Genomic DNA, 18,030 nt, shown 5'->3' with positions numbered 1-18,030 from the left:
GCCATGGCCATGCCACTGCGGCAGTCCGTCCGGCTGGGGGCCTTCCTGGCGAAGCAGAAACTGCTGCGCCGGGACAAGTACGCGATCCTCGTCGAACTGGAACCGCTGTTCGCGTGCAACCTCAAATGCGGCGGGTGCGGGAAGATCCAGCAGCCGGCGCACCTGCTCAAACAGCGGATGCCGGTGCAGCAGGCGATCGGCGCGGTGGAGGAGAGCGGGGCGCCGATGGTCTCCATCGCCGGGGGTGAGCCGCTGATGCACCCGCAGATCGACGAGATCACCCGGATCCTGCTGGAGCGCCACAAGATCGTGTTCCTGTGCACGAACGCGCTGCTGCTGCCCAAGCACCTCCACCGGTTCAAGCCGCACCGCAACTTCGCGTGGATGGTGCACATCGACGGCCTCGAGGACAAGCACGACGCGTCGGTGCGCAAGGAAGGCGGGTTCCAGGCCGCGATCGACGCGATCAAGCTGGCGAAGGACGCCGGGTTCCGGGTGATGACCAACACCACGTTCTTCAACACCGACGCCCCACAGGACGTCATCGACGTGCTCGACTACCTCAACGACGTGGTGGGCGTGGACAACATGCAGCTCTCACCGGGTTACGCCTACGAGAAGGCACCGGACCAGGAGCACTTCCTCGGTGTGCAGCAGACGCGCGAGCTGTTCGCGAAGGCGTTCGCCGGGGGCAGGCGGAAGAAGTGGCGGCTCAACCACTCGCCGGTGTTCCTGGACTTCCTGGAGGGCAAGCGCGACCTGGAATGCACCCCGTGGGGCATCCCGTCCTACTCGCTGCTGGGCTGGCAGCGGCCGTGCTACCTCCTCGACGACGGGTACGCCAAGACCTGGCGCGAGCTGATCGAGGAGACCGACTGGGACGCCTTCGGCCGCGGCAAGGACCCGCGCTGCGCCAACTGCATGGCGCACTGCGGCTACGAGCCCACCGCGGTCATCGCCACCACGGGCTCGCTGAAGGAGACCCTCCGCGCCGCCGCCGGCGCCTGAGGCCTGAGGCCTGAGGCCGTGAAGGGTCCCTTCACCGTCGGTTCGACCAAGGGACCCTTCACGGCTCGCCACAGCCCCGGGATGGCCGGGAGAGTCCAGGTCAGGGGATGAGCAGGAGTTTGCCGGTGGTGCGGCGGCCCTGCAGGTCCTCGTGCGCCCGCCGGGCGTCGGCCAGGGGGTAGCGGCCGCCGATGCGGACGGTGAGGGTGCCGCCCGTCACGGCGTCGAAGAGCTCCCGGGCCCGCCAGTCCAGCTCCTCCCGGGTGCGGACGTAGTGGGCGGCCGTGGGCCGGGTGAGGTACAGGGAGCCGCCGGAGTTGAGGCGCTGCGGGTCGAAGGGCGGCACCGGGCCGCTCGCCGCGCCGAACAGCGCGAGCACGCCCCGGATGCGCAGGCTCGCGAGGCTGCCGTCGAAGGTGTTCTTCCCGACCCCGTCGTAGACGACGGCGACCCCTTCGCCGCCGGTCAGGTCGCGGGTGGCCTGGGCGAAGTCCACCTGGTCGTAGCGGATCACGTCGTCGGCACCGGCCTCGCGCGCGAGCTTCTCCTTCTCTTCGCTGGACACCGTGCCGATCACCCGTGCGCCGCGGGCCTTGGCCAGCTGCACCAGCAGCAGCCCCACCCCGCCCGCCGCGGCGTGCACCAGGATGTCGTCGCCCTCCTTCACCTCGTAGGTGGAGCGCACGAGGTAGTGCGCGGTGATGCCCTGCAACAGCAGCGCGGCCGCCGTCTCGTCCGGGACGCCCTCCGGCACCGGCACCGCGATCCTGGCCGGGATGCGGGCCTGCTGCGCGTACCCGCCGAGCTGCCCCTGCCAGGCGACCCGGTCCCCGGGACGGAACCCGGTCACGTCGGGGCCGACGGCCGCCACCGTCCCGGCGCCCTCCATGCCCAGGGTGGAGGGAAGTTCCAGCTGGTAGATGCCGCTGCGGTGGTAGGTGTCGATGTAGTTCACGCCCGCCGCGGCCACGTCGACGAGCAGTTCCCCGGGGCCGGGATCGCCGATCTCGACCTCGCCGGCCTTGAGCACTTCCGGGCCGCCGGTCTGGTGGATCTGCACTGCCGTGGGCATGGGACCTCCTCGGATCATGACTGCCGTTCCCCCGTACCAAGTCTCACAGTCGGTGAGATGTTCCGCTCCCACGGCTTAAGATGCGCGAGTGGCTGAAGAGACCGAGAAGATCAAGGCACCCACCGCCGCGCAGCTGAACGCGGCCCGGCGTTTCGTCGCCGAGCACGGCAAGCCGTCCAAGGCGGTCGTGGAGAACATCGGCCGGGCCGGGGCCCGTGTCGTGCTGGTCGGCGCCGACGGCGCACTGGGCGACGTATTGGTGCCCGCGCCTGCGACCGGCGAGGCGCTCGTCGAGGCGGTGGCCGACCTCGAACCCGCCGAATGGGACGCCGAGACCGTCAACGCCACCAGGATCGGCCCGGAGCACCGGCGCCGGATGGCGGGCCCGCGCGCCCGTCGCTGAGGCCGTTGCGCCCGCGGTCAGGCCGTCTTGACGCGCCTGGCCGCGAGCCGCTCCGCCCGGGGCCAGCGCACGTCCCGGGCCCAGTGCAGCTTCTCGAAGATCCAGATCACCCGCGCCGACACGTCGATCTGGCCGCGCAGCACCCCGTGCCGGGCGCAGGTCGGGTCGGCGTGGTGCGAGTTGTGCCAGGATTCGCCCATGGACAGGATCGCCAGCGGCCAGAAGTTCGTCGCCCGGTCCCGGCTGGTGAACGGCCGCGCGCCCATCAGGTGGCAGATCGAGTTGACCGACCAGGTCACGTGGTGCAGGAAGGCGACGCGCACCAGCCCCGCCCAGAAGAAGGCGGTCACCGCGCCCTGCCACGACCAGCTCAGCAGCCCGCCGAGCAGGGCGGGCAGGCCGAGGCTGAGCGTGATCCACAGCCAGAAGTACCGGTTGACCAGGCGCAGATCGCGGTCGGCGACCAGATCCGGGGCGAACCGGTCGTAGTTGGTGACCTCGCGGCGGAACATCCAGCCCATGTGCGCGTGCCAGAACCCGCGGGCCAGTGCCAGCGGTGTGGTGCCGAACAGCCAGGGGGAGTGCGGGTCGCCGTCGCGGTCGGCGAACGCGTGGTGGCGGCGGTGACTGGCCACCCAGAAGATCACCGAGCCCTGCACCGCCATGCTGCCGGCGATGGCGAGGGCCACCCGCAGCGGCCGCCGGGCCTTGAAGGCGCCGTGCGTGAAGTAGCGGTGGTAGCCCACGGTGACGCCGAGTGTGGCCACCACGTAGAACACGGCGGCCAGCGTCAGGTCGAGCCAGGACAGTCCCCAGCCCCAGGCCAGGGGCAGGGCGGCGAGCAGGGCCGCGAACGGGATCAGCAGGAACGCCTTGAGCACGATCATCTGCCCCGCCGGCCGGTGATGGGAGATCAGCGGTTTGGCGCCGGCTCGGACGTCGGTGGCACTCATGGGGCGGGGACCTCACTGCGGGCCGCGGGTGAAACCGGACAATTCCACCCTGGGTACGCGCAGCGTAGCGGGCCGTCCTGTCGAGGACGCCGCCGCCGCGTTACCGCCACATGACCGGCAGGAGACCTCCTGGTCCGCCGCGGACTCAGCGGGCGGGGGTGAGTTCCCCGGATTCGCGCGGGGCGGGAGTGGCCGACACCGGCGCACCGCGGTCGCGGGAGCCGCACCACAGGGCGGCGGTCGCGATGATCACCAGCGCCGAACCGAGCACGTGCAGTGCCACCAGCACCTCCGGCACGCCCAGTGCGTACTGGACGGAGCCGAGCAGGCCCTGCGCGAGCGCCACGGCCCAGACGGCTCCGTAGCGCCGCCACACCTCAGCCGGGACGGGACCGCGCATCAGCGCCAGGCCGAAGGTCGCCAGCACGACCAGGTAGGCCACGAGCAGCCCGCCGTGGATCTGGGCGAGCGTCTCGATGGGGGCCTGGAAGCGGTGGGTGCCGGGGTCGCCGCCGTGCGGACCGGCGCCGCTGACCATGGTGCCCGCGGCGAGCACCAGCCACATCACCACGACGAGCGGCAGGAGCAGCTTCCGGGCGAGCGGGGGGACGACCGGACGGGGTGGTTCGTCGCCTTCGTTGAACGCGCGCAGCAGCAGGACCGCGAGCCAGACCAGGGGGGTGGAGACCAGGAAATGGATGGCCACCGTCCACCATTCGAGCTTCGCGAGCACCGTCATCCCGCCGACCACGGCCTGCAGGACGATGCCGCCGGGCAGTGTCCAGGCCAGCTTGACCAGTCGGCGCCGGGACGGGTGGTCGAGCACGATGCGCCAGGCCGCGAGCACGGCCACGACCGCGGCGACGAAGAGCACGAAGGTGAGCAGGCGGTTGCCGAACTCGATCCACTGGGTGATCGTCTGGTACTGGGCGTGGTCGACGGGCACCATGCTGCCCGGCTGGCACTGGGGCCAGGTGGAGCAGCCGAGTCCGGAGCCGGTGACGCGGACGACGGAACCGGTCACGCCGATCCCGGCCTGGGTCACCACCGCCGCCACGCCGATGGCCCGCTGGACCGTGCGCGACGGATAGGGCAGGCGTTCGACGTAGGGCGTTAGGAACACACGCCGATGGTAGGCCCGGTCCGGTTCAGGTCAGCCGGGTGGTGCGGGTGGCGATGACGCCCGCCACAACACCCCAGCCGAGCAGCACTGCGACGGGCTCCAGCCCGAGGGTGCCGTCGACCAGTGCTTGGCGCAGGCCCTCGGCGAGCGCGCCGGAGGGCAGCAGTTCGACAAGAGTGGCCGCGCCGGAGGGCAGCGCGGACGGGGCGAGCAGGATCCCTCCGGCCAGCAGCAGCGCGAACCACACGATGTTGGCCAGGGCGAGCACCACCTCGGCCCGCAGCGCGCCGCCGAGCAGCACGCCGAGCGCGCCGAAGCTGAGCGTGCCCAGCACCAGCAGCAGGACGGCCTCGGCCACGCCGGCGCCGGACGGGGTCCAGCCGAGGAACGCGGCGACGATGCCGAGGACGACCACCTGCACCGCGACCACCACCAGCGCCGAAACGATGCGCCCGGCGACCAGCAGCCAGCGGGGCAGTGCGGTGGCGGACAGGCGCTTGAGCACGCCGTAGCGGCGGTCGAAGCCCAGCGCGATGGCCTGGCCGGTGAAGGCGGAGGACATCACCGCCAGCGCGAGGATCCTCGGCGTGATCCAGTCCACTTTGGACACCGAACCGAGGTTGCCGGTGGGCAGGACGTCCAGCACGGTGAGGCCGACCAATAGGGCCAGCGGGATGAGCAGGGTGAGCAGGATCTGCTCGCCGTTGCGCAGGGTGAGGCTCGTCTCGACCTTCGCGTGGGCGAGCAGCATCCGCCCGCGACGGCCGGTGCCGGGCTTGGGGGTGAAGGTGCCGGGGGCGAAGGTGGTCACGAGCGCAGCTCCCGTCCGGTCAGCTCCAGGAAGACCTCTTCCAGGTCACGCCTGCCCACGTGCAGCTCCTCGGCCAGTACGCCCTGTTGCGCACACCACGAGGTGACGGTGGACACCACCTGCGGATCGACCCGGCCGAGTACCCGGTAGCTGCCCGCCACGAGCTCCTCCACCTGGTAGCCCTCGGGCAGCGCGGCGGACAGCAGTGCGGTGTCCAGCCCGGCGCGCGCCTTGAAGCGCAGCTGCGCGGCGTCGCCGTCCTCCGCGGTCAGTGCGCTGGGCGTGCCCTCGGCGATGACCCGGCCGCCGTCGACGATCACCACGTCGTCGGCCAGCGCCTCGGCCTCCTCCATCAGGTGTGTGGTGAGCAGCACGCTCACCCCGTCGGCGCGCAGCGCGCCGAGCAGATCCCACACCAGGCGCCGGGCCTGCGGGTCCATGCCCGCGGTCGGCTCGTCGAGGAAGACCAGTTCCGGGCGTCCCACCAGGGCGCAGGCCAGGGAAAGCCGCTGCTGCTGGCCGCCGGAGAGCCGCTTGAACGGGGTGCGGCGGGCGGCGGTCAGGCCGAGGACGTCGAGCAGCCACGCGGGGTCGAGCGGGTCCGCGGCGCAGGCGGCGACCAGGCCCAGCATCTCCCCGGCCCGGACGCCGGGGTAGGCCCCGCCGCCCTGGGGCATCACGCCGATGCGGGGTTTGAGGGCGGCGCCGTCCCGAGCCGGGTCGAGCCCGAGCACGCGGACGGTGCCGGCGTCCGGGCGCAGGAAGCCTTCGCAGATCTCCACCGTGGTGGTCTTGCCCGCTCCGTTGGGCCCGAGCAGGGCCAGCAGCCGGCCGCGGTCCATCTTGAGGTCCAGGCCGTCGACGGCGGTCTTCGAGCCGTATCTCTTCACCAGTCCGGTGATCTCGACGGCAGGGGTGCTCACGACCGACAAGCCTACGACGCCGTTCCGGCGAGCGGCGCGGGCCTGGTCCGGTCGCGGCGCAGCAACGAGGGCGCTGTGCGGCGCACCACAAGCAAAGCGACCAAAACCACCACGATTCCGGCGGCGTAGGCCTGCAGCGGCACGAACGAACGACCGTTGAAGCTGCTGCCCGGCGGACCGGCCAGGAAGGCGAGCACCGCGCTCAACACCGTCGCCGCCACCCGGAAGCGGGAGGTCCCGGCGGCCGCGGCGAGCGGGATGACCGCCCACAGCAGCCACCAGGGCTGCATCGCGACGTGCAGCATCATGAACGCGCCGAGCGAGACGCCGAGGCCGATGATGGGCCGGCAGCGCCAGCGGAAGCTGTCCCACAGGAACTTCACCGTGATGAGCCCGGCGACCAGCGTGCCCGCCAGCTGGATGATCGACACCAGGGAATCGGTGTGGTTGCCGAGACCCAGCGCGATGCCGAGCACGCCGCCGAGGTTGGCCAGTTCGGCGGTGGGGGAGATCCAGCTGCGGACCAGGCCGGGGGTGCCCAGCGCGCCGACCCAGCCGAAGCCGAGGCCGGTGCCGTAGCAGACCGCGACCATCACCACCGCGAACACGCCGGTCATCAGGGCGCCCGCGCGCAGCAGGTCCGCGATGCGGCCGTGCCAGCGCCGCGCGATCACCACCCCGAAGAAGCCCAGCGCGATCAGCGCGTTGATCTTCACCGCGGCGCCGAGGGTGATGACGGTCGCGCCGAGCACGATGAACAGCAGTTCGCCCCGCGCGAGCGGGGGCGGGGTGTCACCGGCCACGCGGACCGGTAGCCGCCGGATGCCCAGTTCGAGCCCGGCGAGCATGAGGCCGATGCCGAGCGCCTCGTTGTGCGCGCCCGCCACCAGGTGGAACAGCACCAGGGGGTTGGCCGCGCCGAGCCACAGCGCGGTCGCGGGCTCGACCCCGAACCGGCGGGCCAGCCGCGGCAGTGCCCAGATGATCAGCACCACCCCGGCCAGCGCCATCGCCCGCTGCAGCAGCACCCCGGCCACGATGTTGTCGCCGACCACACCGGAGATCAGGCTGCCCAGCTTGAGGAACAGCGGGCCGTAGGGGGCGGGCGTTTCGCGCCACATGTTGGACACGCCGCTGGTCAGCGGGTCGCCGACGCCGAGGGCCTGCGCCGGGCCGAGGGAGTACGGGTCCATCCCGCGGTGCACGATCTCGCTCTGCGCCAGGTAGCTGTAGACGTCGCGGGAGAACAGCGGCGGGATGACCATCAGCGGGGTCAGCCACATCACCAGCGTGCGGGTCAGCTGCGGTCTGCTGGCCAGCCGGGCGCGCCCCGGACGGGCGAATCTGCCGAGCATCAGCCAGGCGAGCACCATCATGCCCATCCCGGTGAACGCCATCGCCAGCGAAACGGTGGGGATGCGGGCGAACAGCCTCAGGACGGGGATGTCCTGCACGGGGTTGAGCACCGGTGCGGCCCCCGCGCCCAGCGAGCCGAGCGCGAGGAACAGGGCGCCCACCGTGCCCAGCCTGCGCACCACGTCCAGGGCCCGCAGCTCCGCGGGTTCCAGTGCGCCGGCCTCGGGCGGCCGCACGGGCGACACGACAGGTCGCTCTTCGGTCTCCGGCTCGCCAATTGCCACCTTGGAAGGGTATCGACAAGCGCGGACCCGTGACGCGAGTCACTGCCGATTGATCTCTCTTTGCCCTCGGCGCCGAAATACGACACACTTATGTTGTGAAAAAGAGCGGCGCATCACGACAGCCGGACGGCGAGCCACGCCGTCCGGAGGTCACGGTGCCCGCACAGCTGAGCACCGAGGGCCGGACCAGGCACGCCGTGGCGCGGTTGCTGCTGGAGGACGGGCCGATGACCGCCGTGGTGGTCGCGGACCGGCTGGGCATCAGCCCGACGGCGGTCCGCCGCCACCTTGACGCCCTGCTGGCCGACGGCGAGGCCGAGACCAGGGACGCGCCCCGGCGCGGCCCGCGCGGTCGCGGCCGTCCGGCGAAGCTCTTCCTGCTCACCGAGGCGGGGCGGGCCCGGTTCGGCCACGCCTACGACGACCTGGCCGTCTCGGCCATCCGGTTCCTCGCCGAGCACGCGGGCGAGGACGCGGTCCGGGCCTTCGCCGAACGGCGGGTCGCCTCCCTGGTGGAGCCGCACCGGTCGGCGGTGACCGCCTCCGGTGAGCCCGCTCGCCGCGCCGAGGCCCTCGCCGCGGCCCTGACCAGGGAGGGTTACGCTGCGTCGACCCGCCAGGTCGGCAGCGGTGAGCAGCTGTGCCAGCACCACTGCCCGGTCGCCCACGTCGCAGCCGAGTTCCCGCAGCTGTGCGAGGCCGAGACCGAGGCGTTCGCCGAGTTGCTGGGCACGCACGTGCAGCGCCTGGCGACGATCGCGCGTGGTGACGCCGCGTGCACCACCCACGTCCCCGCGGAGAGCCCGCAGGGTCACCCACGAACTCCGGATGGAGGGACCAGCGCATGACTGCCGCTGCCGAGCAGCGCACTCCCACCACAGCTCCGCTGACCCAGGAAGAGACCATCGACTCCCTGGGCAACTACGCGTTCGGCTGGGCCGATTCGGATGCGGCGGGAGCCAGCGCCCGGCGTGGACTGAACGAGGATGTCGTGCGCGACATCTCCGCGAAGAAGTCCGAGCCGGACTGGATGCTCGAAACGCGCCTGAAGGCGCTGAAGCTCTTCGGGCGCAAGCCGATGCCGAACTGGGGCGCCGACCTCTCGGGCATCGACTTCGACAACATCAAGTACTTCGTCCGCTCCACCGAGAAGCAGGCGGCCAGCTGGGACGAACTGCCCGCCGACATCAAGAACACCTACGACAAGCTGGGCATCCCGGAGGCGGAGAAGCAGCGGCTGATCGCGGGGGTGGCGGCCCAGTACGAGTCCGAGGTCGTCTACCACAAGATCCGTGAGGACCTCGAGGCCCAGGGCGTGGTGTTCCTGGACACCGACACCGGCCTGCGTGAGCACCCGGAGCTGTTCAAGGAGTACTTCGGCTCGGTCATCCCGGCCGGGGACAACAAGTTCTCCGCGCTCAACACCGCGGTGTGGTCGGGCGGCTCGTTCATCTACGTGCCGCCGGGCGTGCACGTGGACATCCCGCTGCAGGCCTACTTCCGGATCAACACCGAGAACATGGGCCAGTTCGAGCGGACGCTGATCATCGTCGACGAAGGCGCCTACGTCCACTACGTGGAAGGCTGCACCGCGCCGATCTACAAGTCCGACTCGCTGCACTCGGCCGTGGTCGAGATCATCGTGAAGAAGGGCGGCCGCTGCCGCTACACGACGATCCAGAACTGGTCGAACAACGTCTACAACCTGGTCACCAAGCGCGCCAAGGCCGAAGAGGGCGCGACCATGGAGTGGATCGACGGCAACATCGGCTCCAAGGTCACCATGAAGTACCCCTCGGTCTTCCTGATGGGCGAGCACGCCAAGGGCGAGGTGCTGTCCGTGGCCTTCGCCGGCGAAGGCCAGCACCAGGACGCCGGGGCGAAGATGGAGCACCTGGCGCCGCACACCTCCTCGACCATCGTGTCGAAGTCGGTGGCGCGGGGCGGCGGCCGCACCTCCTACCGCGGCCTGGTGCGCGTGGCCAAGCGGGCGCACCACTCGCGCTCGACGGTGAAGTGCGACGCGCTGCTGGTGGACAACATCTCGCGCTCGGACACCTACCCCTACGTCGACATCCGCAACGACGACGTGTCCATGGGGCACGAGGCGACGGTGTCGAAGGTGAGCGAGGACCAGCTGTTCTACCTGATGTCGCGGGGTCTCACCGAGGACGAGGCGATGGCCATGGTGGTGCGCGGGTTCGTCGAGCCCATCGCGCGCGAGCTGCCCATGGAGTACGCGCTCGAACTGAACCGCCTGATCGAACTGCAGATGGAAGGAGCCGTCGGCTGACATGACGGTGGCTGACAAAACCTCCAACGTCGCTGCGGCAGGGGAGGCCGTCGTTCCGGCGGCCTCCCGCGCCGAGCGCTTCACCGGGTACGACGTCGAGGCCTTCGAGGTCCCGACGGGCCGCGAGGAGAACTGGCGGTTCACCCCGATGAAGCGGCTGCGCGGGCTGCACGACGGCACCGCCACCGCCACCGGGGAGATCAAGGTCGAGTCCGACGCCGCCCCCGAGGTCCGGGTGGAGACCGTAGGCCGGGACGACGAGCGGCTGGGGCAGGCGGGCGTACCGGGCGACCGGGTCGCCGCACAGGCCTACAGCTCGTTCACCTCGGCGACGGTGGTCACCGTGGGGAAGGAGACCAGGGCCTCCAAGCCCACGGTGCTCCGGCTGACCGGGCCCGGTGAGGGCGCGGTCGCCTACGGTCACGTCCAGGTGCGCGCCGAGGCCTACGCCGAGGCGGCGGTCGTGCTCGACCACACCGGGTCCGGCACCTACGCCGACAACGTCGAGTTCCTGCTCGGCGAGGGCGCGAAGCTGACCGTGGTCAGCGTGCAGGACTGGGCCGACGACGCGGTGCACGTCTCCGAACAGCACCTCAAGCTCGGCAAGGACGCCACGCTGAGGCACATCGTGGTGACCCTCGGCGGTGACCTCGTGCGCGTGTCGCCCACCGCGACGTTCGCCGACAAGGGCGGCGACCTGGAGCTGCTGGGCCTGTACTTCGCCGACGCGGGGCAGCACCAGGAACACCGGCTCTTCGTCGACCACGCGGTGCCGAACTGCCGCTCGAACGTCATGTACAAGGGCGCGCTGCAGGGCGACGACGCGCACACCGTCTGGATCGGCGACGTGCTCATCCGCGCCGCCGCCGAAGGCACCGACACCTACGAGCTCAACCGGAACCTGGTGCTGACCTCGGGAGCGCGCGCCGACTCGGTGCCGAACCTGGAGATCGAGACCGGCGAGATCGCCGGCGCCGGGCACGCGAGCGCGACGGGAAGATTCGACGACGAGCAGTTGTTCTACCTGCAGTCGCGCGGGATCGAGGAGGAGACGGCGCGGCGGCTGGTCGTCCGCGGCTTCTTCCACGAGATCCTCACCAAGATCGACATCCCGGAGGTGCGCGAGCGCCTGCAGGCCGCGATCGAAGCCGAACTGGAAGCCGTCGGCCGCTGAGCCGCCGCTGAGCCGAACCGCCCCTCCCGCCACACGAAGGACAAGAACCACAGACATGGCCACACTGGAAATCAAGGATCTGCACGCCGGGGTCAAAACCGACGACGGCGGCGACTCGTTCAAGGAGATCCTCAAGGGTGTCAACCTGACGATCCGTTCCGGCGAGACCCACGCGATCATGGGTCCCAACGGTTCGGGCAAGTCCACGCTGTCCTACGCCATCGCCGGGCACCCCAAGTACGAGGTGACCTCCGGCGAGGTGCTGCTCGACGGCGAGAACGTGCTCGACATGACGGTGGACGAGCGGGCACGCGCGGGTCTGTTCCTCGCCATGCAGTACCCGGTCGAGGTGCCCGGTGTGTCGATGTCGAACTTCCTGCGCACCGCGGTGACCGCGGTCCGCGGTGAGGCGCCGAAGGTGCGGCACTGGGTCAAGGAAGTCAAGGAAGAGATGGGCAAGCTGGAGATCGCGCCCGAGTTCGCCGAGCGGAGCGTGAACGAAGGCTTCTCCGGCGGCGAGAAGAAGCGGCACGAGATCCTGCAGCTGGCCCTGCTCAAGCCGAAGATCGCGATCCTGGACGAGACCGACTCGGGCCTGGACGTGGACGCGCTGCGCGTGGTGTCCCAAGGGGTCAACGACTACAAGGCGGGCAACGACGTCGGCGTCATGCTGATCACGCACTACACCCGGATCCTGCGCCACATCACGCCCGACTTCGTGCACGTCTTCGCCGACGGCCGGGTCGTCGAGTCCGGCGGCAAGGAACTGGCGGAAGAACTCGAGGAAAACGGGTACGTCAAGTACGTCGGCACCCCCGCCGTCTGACGCGATCCGTCTTTCCACTGGCACGTGAGAGAGGAGTTGGCGCGATGACCACCACGAGCTCGGACGCCAACACGACGGCTACAGCTCTGGACGTCGCCGCGGTGCGCGCCGACTTCCCGATCCTGTCGCGCACGGTCCGTGACGGGAAACCGTTGGTGTACCTGGATTCCGGGGCGACATCGCAGCGGCCGAGGCAGGTGCTGGACGCCGAGCGCCGATTCCTGGAGACCTCGAACGCGGCGGTGCACCGCGGTGCGCACCAACTGGCCGAGGAGGCCACGGACGCCTACGAGTACGCGCGCAAGCGCACCGCGGAGTTCGTCGGCGCCGACCCGGGCGAGCTGGTGTTCGTCAAGAATGCCACCGAGGGCATCAACCTGGTCGCCTACGCGATGAGCAACGCGGCCACCGATACGTCGAACGCCGCCGAGTCCTTTGTCGTCGGCCCCGGCGACGAGATCGTCATCACCGCCATGGAGCACCACGCGAACCTGGTGCCGTGGCAGCAGCTGTGCCAGCGCACCGGGGCGACGCTGCGCTGGTTCGGGCTGACCGGCGACTTCCGGCTGGATCTGTCCGAACTGGACGAACTGGTGAACGAGCGCACGAAGCTCGTCGCGTTCGCGCACCAGTCCAATGTGCTCGGCACGATCAACCCGGTCGGGCCGATCGTGAAGCGGGCCAAGGAGGTCGGGGCGCTCACCCTGCTCGACGCCTGCCAGTCGGTGCCGCACATGCCGGTCGACTTCCACGCGCTGGGCGTGGACTTCGCGGTGTTCTCCGGGCACAAGATGCTGGCCCCGTCCGGGATCGGCGTGCTCTACGGCCGGCGGCCGCTGCTGGAGGCCATGCCGCCGTTCCTGACCGGTGGCTCCATGATCGAGCTGGTCACCATGGAGCGGACCACCTTCGCCCCGCCGCCGCAGAAGTTCGAGGCCGGGGTGCCGATGACCTCCCAGGCGGTCGGTCTGGGTGCGGCGGTGGACTACCTGACCGCGATCGGCATGGACCGCATCGCCGCGCACGAGCACGTCCTCACCGAGGCCGCGCTGGCCGGGCTGTCGAAGATCCCCGGTGTGCGGATCATCGGCCCGGCCGAGGCGACCGACCGCGGCGCCACCATCGCGTTCGTGATCGACGGGGTGCACCCGCACGACGCGGGGCAGGTGCTGGACAGCCTGGGCATCGCGGTGCGGGTCGGGCACCACTGCGCCTGGCCGCTGCACCGGGCTTGCCAGATCCCGGCGACCGTGCGGGCCAGCTTCTACCTGTACAACGATCTGTCCGAAGTGGACGCCCTGGTCGACGGGGTCCGTGAGGCGCAGCGGTTCTTCGGGGTGGCGGAATGAACCTGGAAAGCATGTACCAGGACATCATCCTGGACCACTACAAGAACCCGCACGGCCGCGGCCTGCGGGAGCCCTACGACGCCGAGTCGTTCCAGGTGAACCCGACCTGCGGGGACGAGATCACCCTGCGGCTCAAGGTGGACGACGGCAAGGTGACGGACGTGTCCTACGAGGGCCAGGGCTGCTCGATCAGCCAGGCCTCGGCGTCGGTGCTGACCGATCTGGTCACCGGCCACGCGGTGGACGAGGCGTTGCACACCATGGACGTGTTCGTGGAACTGATGCAGGGCCGCGGGCAGGTCGAGCCGGACGAGGACGTGCTGGAGGACGGCGTGGCCTTCGCCGGCGTCGCGAAGTACCCGGCGCGCGTGAAGTGCGCGCTGCTGGGCTGGATGGCGTTCAAGGACGCGCTGGTCCGTGCCGAGAAGGGAGCCGAGGCATGAGCGAGGAGACGCAGACCCGCGAGGGGCGCACCGCGGCCGACCTGCCCGAGCAGGCCCAGCCGCCAGCCGCCGAGGTGGCGAAGATCGAGGACATCGAAGAGGCCCTGCGCGACGTGGTCGACCCGGAACTGGGGATCAACGTGGTGGACCTCGGCCTGGTGTACGACATCCGCGTCGAGGCGGACAACACGGTGACGCTGGACATGACGCTGACTTCGGCGGCGTGCCCGCTCACCGACGTGATCGAGGACCAGACCGCCTCGGTGCTGGTCGGGAACGCCGGGCTGGTCAAGGACTTCCGCATCAACTGGGTGTGGATGCCGCCGTGGGGGCCGGAGAAGATCACCGAGGACGGCCGGGAGCAGCTCCGGGCCCTCGGTTTCACCGTGTGAAGACCACTTCTCAAGTGGGTGCTGTGCAGGCCCCTCGCGGACGCTCCGCGAGGGGCCTGCACGTTTCCCGGGTACTTTCTCGCCGTATAACGACCTATACCCGACCCCGTACTTTCGGCGGTGGTGACCGACATCCGCCTCTCGCTACCTTGCTGGTAAATCACCAACGGCAAGGAACTGGGGGCAGGACATGGATCGCAGGCGGGTGTTCGCGGGCATGCTGGTGGCGGCGACGGCGCTGGGCACGCAACTCGGCACCGGTTCCACCGCACAGGCCGCGACGGTCACCACGCTCTACTACAGCTCCTCGGGGGCACCGGACTACGTGGCCCAGATCGACCAGGCCGCGGCGAACTGGAACCACGCCGTCACCGACGTGCGGCTGGTGCCGGGGTCCGGGGCGACCATCGTGTTCTACGAGACCAACGACGGCCAGGGGTCGTACACCACCACCGACGGCCACGGGCGCGGGCAGATCTACCTCGACCAGCAGCAGGTCGCCGAAGGATACTCGGTCACCCGCATCGCCGCGCACGAACTGGGCCACAACCTGGGGCTGGCCGACGACTACTCCGGACCGTGCTCGGAGCTGATGTCGGGACACGGGCCCGGCACCTCCTGCACCAACGCCGTCCCCGACGCGCAGGAAGCGGCCGAGGTCCAGCAGAACTTCGCCGCGGGGTTCGCGGCGGCATCCCCGGCGCTCACGCGCCTCGTGCGCTGAGATCGGGTGCGGCGCGGACTCACGCGGGGTGGTCGACGAGAGTGTGGCGGCCCCGGCCGCGCAGCACCTCCACCCGGTCGGTGCCGGGGCGGCCCAGCACCCAACTCGACCCCGGCACGGCCTTGGCCTGCTTCTTCAGCGGAGCCAGCAGCCGCGAAGCCTCGCGGTAGGAGGCGATCGACGAGGTGGCGCAGACCAGCGTCGCCAGCGACACGGTCACCGGCATGCCCTCGGCCGACCATGGGGTGTCCAGCAGGGCGGCGGCCACGCCGCTGATCTCGTCCACGTCGCAGGCCACCAGGAAGTCATCGCCCCCGACATGGCCCACGGTCAGGTGTGGCAGCCGCGAGGCCAGGTCGGTGAGCGTCCGGCCGAGCGCGCGGATCAGGTCGTCCCCGGCGGCGAAGCCGCAGCTGTCGTTGACCGACTTGAACGCATCGACGTCCAGCCAGGCGATCACGAAGGCTTCGCGGCAGGCGATCCTGCGGTCGATGTCGCGGGCGAGGGTGTCGCTGCCGGGCAGGCGGGTCAGCGGGTTGAGCGCGGCGGCTGCTTCGACCTTCGCCTCGGCCACACCGCGCACCACCTCCGTCACCAGCACCACGCCGAGGCACCGGCCGTGGTCGTCGACCACCACCACGTCGTCGCCGGTGCGGCTCCAGTCCGCGTCGGTGACCAGCTCGAGCAGTTCGAACGCGCCGGCGTCGGCGTGGATGACGTGCGGCGAGTCGGCCAGGCGGCTGGCGGGGCGCCGTGCGTGCAGCGCGTGCCCGTAGGGTCCGGTCACCGAGACCAGGAACCGCGTCCGGTCGATTGACCATTGTGGACGGTTGTGCTCGTCCACCCCGACGATGCCCGAAGGGGCGTCGCCGTCCACGAGGACGTGGCGGACGTCGTCGCACGTCGCGTCCTCGGGCAGGGTGGAGGCCGGGCGCAGGAAGTCACGCACCCTGGGCATGGTGATCGGCCCCGTCAGCAGCCGCTCGCCTTCCTCGGGTTTCGCGGGGGTGAGCAGGTGGGTCTTCGGCCTGCCGTCGGCCGCCGGGGCGAACAGGTTGCCCTGTGCGATGCGGACCCCGAGCTTGCGCACGGCACTCAGCTGCGCCTCGGTCTCCAGCCCGGTGGCGACCAGGCGCGCGTCCGTGCGCGAGGTGTAGTGCACCAGGGATTCCACGACGGCGACCGACGCGGCGTCGTGCGGCAGGGCGCTCATCAGGCTGCGGTCGAGCTTGAGCACGTCCGCGGGGGCGGCCGCGAGCAGGGAGAACGGCAGGTCCGCGCGTCCGAGGCCGTCCAGTGCCAGCCGGAACCCCAGCTCGCTGAGCCGGTGCAGTCCGGCGAGCAGTTGCTCCGGCCACACCTGGACGAACGGCGGGCCGATCTCCAGTACGACCTCGCGGGGCCGGCGGCCGACGCGGGCGAGCGCGTCCAGCAGCGGGTCGAAGGCCGATTCGGGGGCGGCCGCGGTGGGGGCGGTCAGGTTGAGGTGCAGGGGGAGCAGCGTTTCGTAGTCGGCCTCGGTGCGCGCGGCCTGGACCGCCAGCGCGACGTCCACCTCGGCGAGCCGGCGTTCCCGGCGGGCGAGGTCGAGCAGCTCGTGCACCGAGCCCTTCCCCGGCCGGGCCAGCGCCTCGAGCGCGACGATGCCACCGGTGTGCAGGCTGTACAACGGCTGGAAGGCGAAGCGGACCGCGCTCATTGCTGCATACACGCCCAGATCTTCGCCGGTCAGGGCGGGTTTTCTCCAGACATGTCGACTGATGTTCATCCTGGGTCCGTCCCCATGACCCCAACGGCCTAGTGGCAGCCCGCCAGCCGTGCGCGCAGGCGCCACGGGGCGGCGCGGAACAGAGCCGTCATCGCCGCCACCGTCCCGGTCACGTCCGTGCGGCCCGAGGTGTAGGCGCGCTGCAGTTCGCTGGGCAGGCCGAAGAACAGTTCGAAGAACTCCGGAAGCCGGTCGCCGGGCATCTCGCGCAGGGCACGCAGCCCGAACCGGCGCAGCGTGTGCACGGTCCGTGCCGCCGCGGGCCAGAGGACGTGCCGTGCCGCCCGCACCGCCTGCGCGGGGCCGGACCGCAGCTCTTCGGCGAGCGCAGCGGCCACGGCGGGCGCCAGGCGGAGCGAGTCGGCCAGTGAATATCCCGTGGCCGGGTGGATCAGGCCCGCGGCCGCCCCGAACGCGAGGCCGCGGGGACGCAGCGGGTCGAGCGTGATGCGCACCAGCTCCTCGTCGCCCTCGGGCGCGGCACCGGCCCGGAGCAGCCGGGACTGGAGGCGTCCGGCGAGCAGATCGGGGCCCAGTCCCGGCCTGCGGGCCAGGCAGGTCTCCTCGAGCAGGACGCGTCCGCCGCCGACGGGGACCGCGTACAGGAAGGTCGGCTCGCGGGCCGGGGCCGACCAGTCCATGAACACCGCGGTGTCGGAGGGCACCAGCCGCTCGGCCTCCCGGGCCGCGACGACGAGCCCGTAGGCCGTCTGCTGGGTGCCGAGGCCAGGACGGCGTCCGCCGGTGGCGTCCACCAGCACCCGGCCGGCCACGATCCCGCCGCCCGCCAGGTGCGCCTTGCCCGCGCTGGCACCGGCCACCCGCCCGGGGATCACCCGCACTCCGCCGTGGGCCAGCCACCGCCGCAGCCCGTCGTTGTCGGCGATCAGGTACCGGCGGCCGAGCCAGTGCTCCGAGGTGCCCACCCCGAGTGTGCGGGACGGTGCCGCCGCGATCGCCGCGGCGGGCAGGCCGGGCACCTCGTCCCGCCAGAGGCCGTAGGTGTTGGACCAGGGGGCTTCCGGCGCCGGGGCGATCAGGGCCGTCTCCAGGCCCTCACGGGCGCACGCGGAGGCCAGTGCCCACCCGGCGGGCCCCGCGCCCGCGACAACCACGTCCATCACCGGA

18 protein-coding genes are annotated in these 18,030 nt (G+C 71.1%); 10 read left to right on the top strand and 8 right to left on the bottom strand.

Features of this window, described 5'->3' with window-relative positions; all coding sequences use genetic code 11:
* The first annotated feature begins 3 nt into the window (after window positions 1-3).
* Window positions 4-1,008 (top strand): adenosyl-hopene transferase HpnH, encoded by a 1,005-nt coding sequence (gene hpnH, locus ORV05_RS18525; protein WP_268440684.1) that lies wholly within the window; start codon window positions 4-6, stop codon window positions 1,006-1,008.
* A 100-nt stretch (window positions 1,009-1,108) separates the two neighbouring features.
* Here hpnH and ORV05_RS18520 read toward each other — a convergent pair whose 3' ends face one another.
* Window positions 1,109-2,080: a quinone oxidoreductase family protein gene (locus ORV05_RS18520; RefSeq protein WP_268440683.1), complete on the bottom strand. Its 972-nt coding sequence runs from the start codon at window positions 2,078-2,080 to the stop codon at window positions 1,109-1,111.
* A gap of 88 nt (window positions 2,081-2,168) precedes the next feature.
* Here ORV05_RS18520 and ORV05_RS18515 point away from each other — a divergent pair, with 88 nt between their 5' ends.
* On the top strand, window positions 2,169-2,483 hold the full coding sequence (locus ORV05_RS18515; protein WP_144586005.1) for a hypothetical protein: 315 nt from the start codon (window positions 2,169-2,171) through the stop codon (window positions 2,481-2,483).
* 17 nt (window positions 2,484-2,500) lie between these two features.
* Here ORV05_RS18515 and ORV05_RS18510 read toward each other — a convergent pair whose 3' ends face one another.
* The 5 genes from ORV05_RS18510 to mptB form a co-directional block, all read right to left on the bottom strand.
* Window positions 2,501-3,436 carry an acyl-CoA desaturase gene (locus ORV05_RS18510; protein ID WP_268440682.1) on the bottom strand — a complete coding sequence of 312 codons (936 nt, stop codon included), beginning with the start codon at window positions 3,434-3,436 and terminating at the stop codon, window positions 2,501-2,503.
* 145 nt (window positions 3,437-3,581) lie between these two features.
* Window positions 3,582-4,559 carry a COX15/CtaA family protein gene (locus tag ORV05_RS18505; protein ID WP_268440681.1) on the bottom strand — a complete coding sequence of 326 codons (978 nt, stop codon included), beginning with the start codon at window positions 4,557-4,559 and terminating at the stop codon, window positions 3,582-3,584.
* A gap of 25 nt (window positions 4,560-4,584) precedes the next feature.
* A complete protein-coding gene (locus ORV05_RS18500) occupies window positions 4,585-5,310 on the bottom strand; it encodes an ABC transporter permease (protein WP_268759809.1) in 726 nt (241 codons plus the stop codon).
* Window positions 5,311-5,366: 56 nt separating this feature from the next.
* Window positions 5,367-6,293: an ABC transporter ATP-binding protein gene (locus ORV05_RS18495; RefSeq protein ID WP_268440680.1), complete on the bottom strand. Its 927-nt coding sequence runs from the start codon at window positions 6,291-6,293 to the stop codon at window positions 5,367-5,369.
* Between the two features lie 11 nt (window positions 6,294-6,304).
* Complete coding sequence (gene mptB, locus ORV05_RS18490; RefSeq protein ID WP_407652509.1) at window positions 6,305-7,933, bottom strand: polyprenol phosphomannose-dependent alpha 1,6 mannosyltransferase MptB; 1,629 nt, start codon at window positions 7,931-7,933, stop codon at window positions 6,305-6,307.
* Between the two features lie 95 nt (window positions 7,934-8,028).
* Between mptB and ORV05_RS18485 the strand changes: the two genes are divergently transcribed.
* The 8 genes from ORV05_RS18485 to ORV05_RS18450 all read left to right on the top strand — a co-directional run bounded on the left by ORV05_RS18485 (window position 8,029) and on the right by ORV05_RS18450 (window position 15,134).
* Window positions 8,029-8,781 carry a helix-turn-helix transcriptional regulator gene (locus ORV05_RS18485; protein WP_268440679.1) on the top strand — a complete coding sequence of 251 codons (753 nt, stop codon included), beginning with the start codon at window positions 8,029-8,031 and terminating at the stop codon, window positions 8,779-8,781.
* Window positions 8,778-10,226 carry a Fe-S cluster assembly protein SufB gene (sufB, locus tag ORV05_RS18480; RefSeq protein ID WP_268440678.1) on the top strand — a complete coding sequence of 483 codons (1,449 nt, stop codon included), beginning with the start codon at window positions 8,778-8,780 and terminating at the stop codon, window positions 10,224-10,226. Before ORV05_RS18485 ends, sufB begins: the two co-directional genes overlap by 4 nt.
* A 1-nt stretch (window position 10,227) precedes the next feature.
* Complete coding sequence (sufD, locus tag ORV05_RS18475; RefSeq protein ID WP_268440677.1) at window positions 10,228-11,400, top strand: Fe-S cluster assembly protein SufD; 1,173 nt, start codon at window positions 10,228-10,230, stop codon at window positions 11,398-11,400.
* A 55-nt stretch (window positions 11,401-11,455) separates the two neighbouring features.
* The gene (sufC, locus tag ORV05_RS18470; protein ID WP_144586013.1) at window positions 11,456-12,226 is read left to right on the top strand and encodes a Fe-S cluster assembly ATPase SufC; all 771 of its coding nucleotides are present in this window, start codon (window positions 11,456-11,458) and stop codon (window positions 12,224-12,226) included.
* 44 nt (window positions 12,227-12,270) lie between these two features.
* Window positions 12,271-13,575 carry a cysteine desulfurase gene (locus ORV05_RS18465; protein ID WP_268440676.1) on the top strand — a complete coding sequence of 435 codons (1,305 nt, stop codon included), beginning with the start codon at window positions 12,271-12,273 and terminating at the stop codon, window positions 13,573-13,575.
* The gene (gene sufU / locus ORV05_RS18460) at window positions 13,572-14,018 is read left to right on the top strand and encodes a Fe-S cluster assembly sulfur transfer protein SufU (RefSeq protein WP_268440675.1); all 447 of its coding nucleotides are present in this window, start codon (window positions 13,572-13,574) and stop codon (window positions 14,016-14,018) included. The genes ORV05_RS18465 and sufU overlap by 4 nt, the downstream gene beginning before the upstream one ends.
* A complete protein-coding gene (locus ORV05_RS18455) occupies window positions 14,015-14,410 on the top strand; it encodes a metal-sulfur cluster assembly factor (protein ID WP_268440674.1) in 396 nt (131 codons plus the stop codon). Before sufU ends, ORV05_RS18455 begins: the two co-directional genes overlap by 4 nt.
* A gap of 190 nt (window positions 14,411-14,600) precedes the next feature.
* Window positions 14,601-15,134, top strand: coding sequence for a snapalysin family zinc-dependent metalloprotease (locus ORV05_RS18450; RefSeq protein WP_268440673.1), 534 nt, complete (start codon window positions 14,601-14,603; stop codon window positions 15,132-15,134).
* Between the two features lie 19 nt (window positions 15,135-15,153).
* Here ORV05_RS18450 and ORV05_RS18445 read toward each other — a convergent pair whose 3' ends face one another.
* Together ORV05_RS18445 and ORV05_RS18440 are read right to left on the bottom strand one after the other, a co-directional pair.
* On the bottom strand, window positions 15,154-16,833 hold the full coding sequence (locus ORV05_RS18445; RefSeq protein WP_268759807.1) for a GGDEF domain-containing protein: 1,680 nt from the start codon (window positions 16,831-16,833) through the stop codon (window positions 15,154-15,156).
* 98 nt (window positions 16,834-16,931) lie between these two features.
* Window positions 16,932-18,023: a lycopene cyclase family protein gene (locus ORV05_RS18440; RefSeq protein WP_326938067.1), complete on the bottom strand. Its 1,092-nt coding sequence runs from the start codon at window positions 18,021-18,023 to the stop codon at window positions 16,932-16,934.
* Between the last annotated feature and the right edge of the window lie 7 nt (window positions 18,024-18,030).

It is taken from the genome of Amycolatopsis cynarae (genome assembly GCF_026802195.1).
Lineage (GTDB): Bacteria > Actinomycetota > Actinomycetes > Mycobacteriales > Pseudonocardiaceae > Amycolatopsis_E > Amycolatopsis_E rhizosphaerae.
This window is presented reverse-complemented; position numbering and strand designations above follow the sequence as displayed.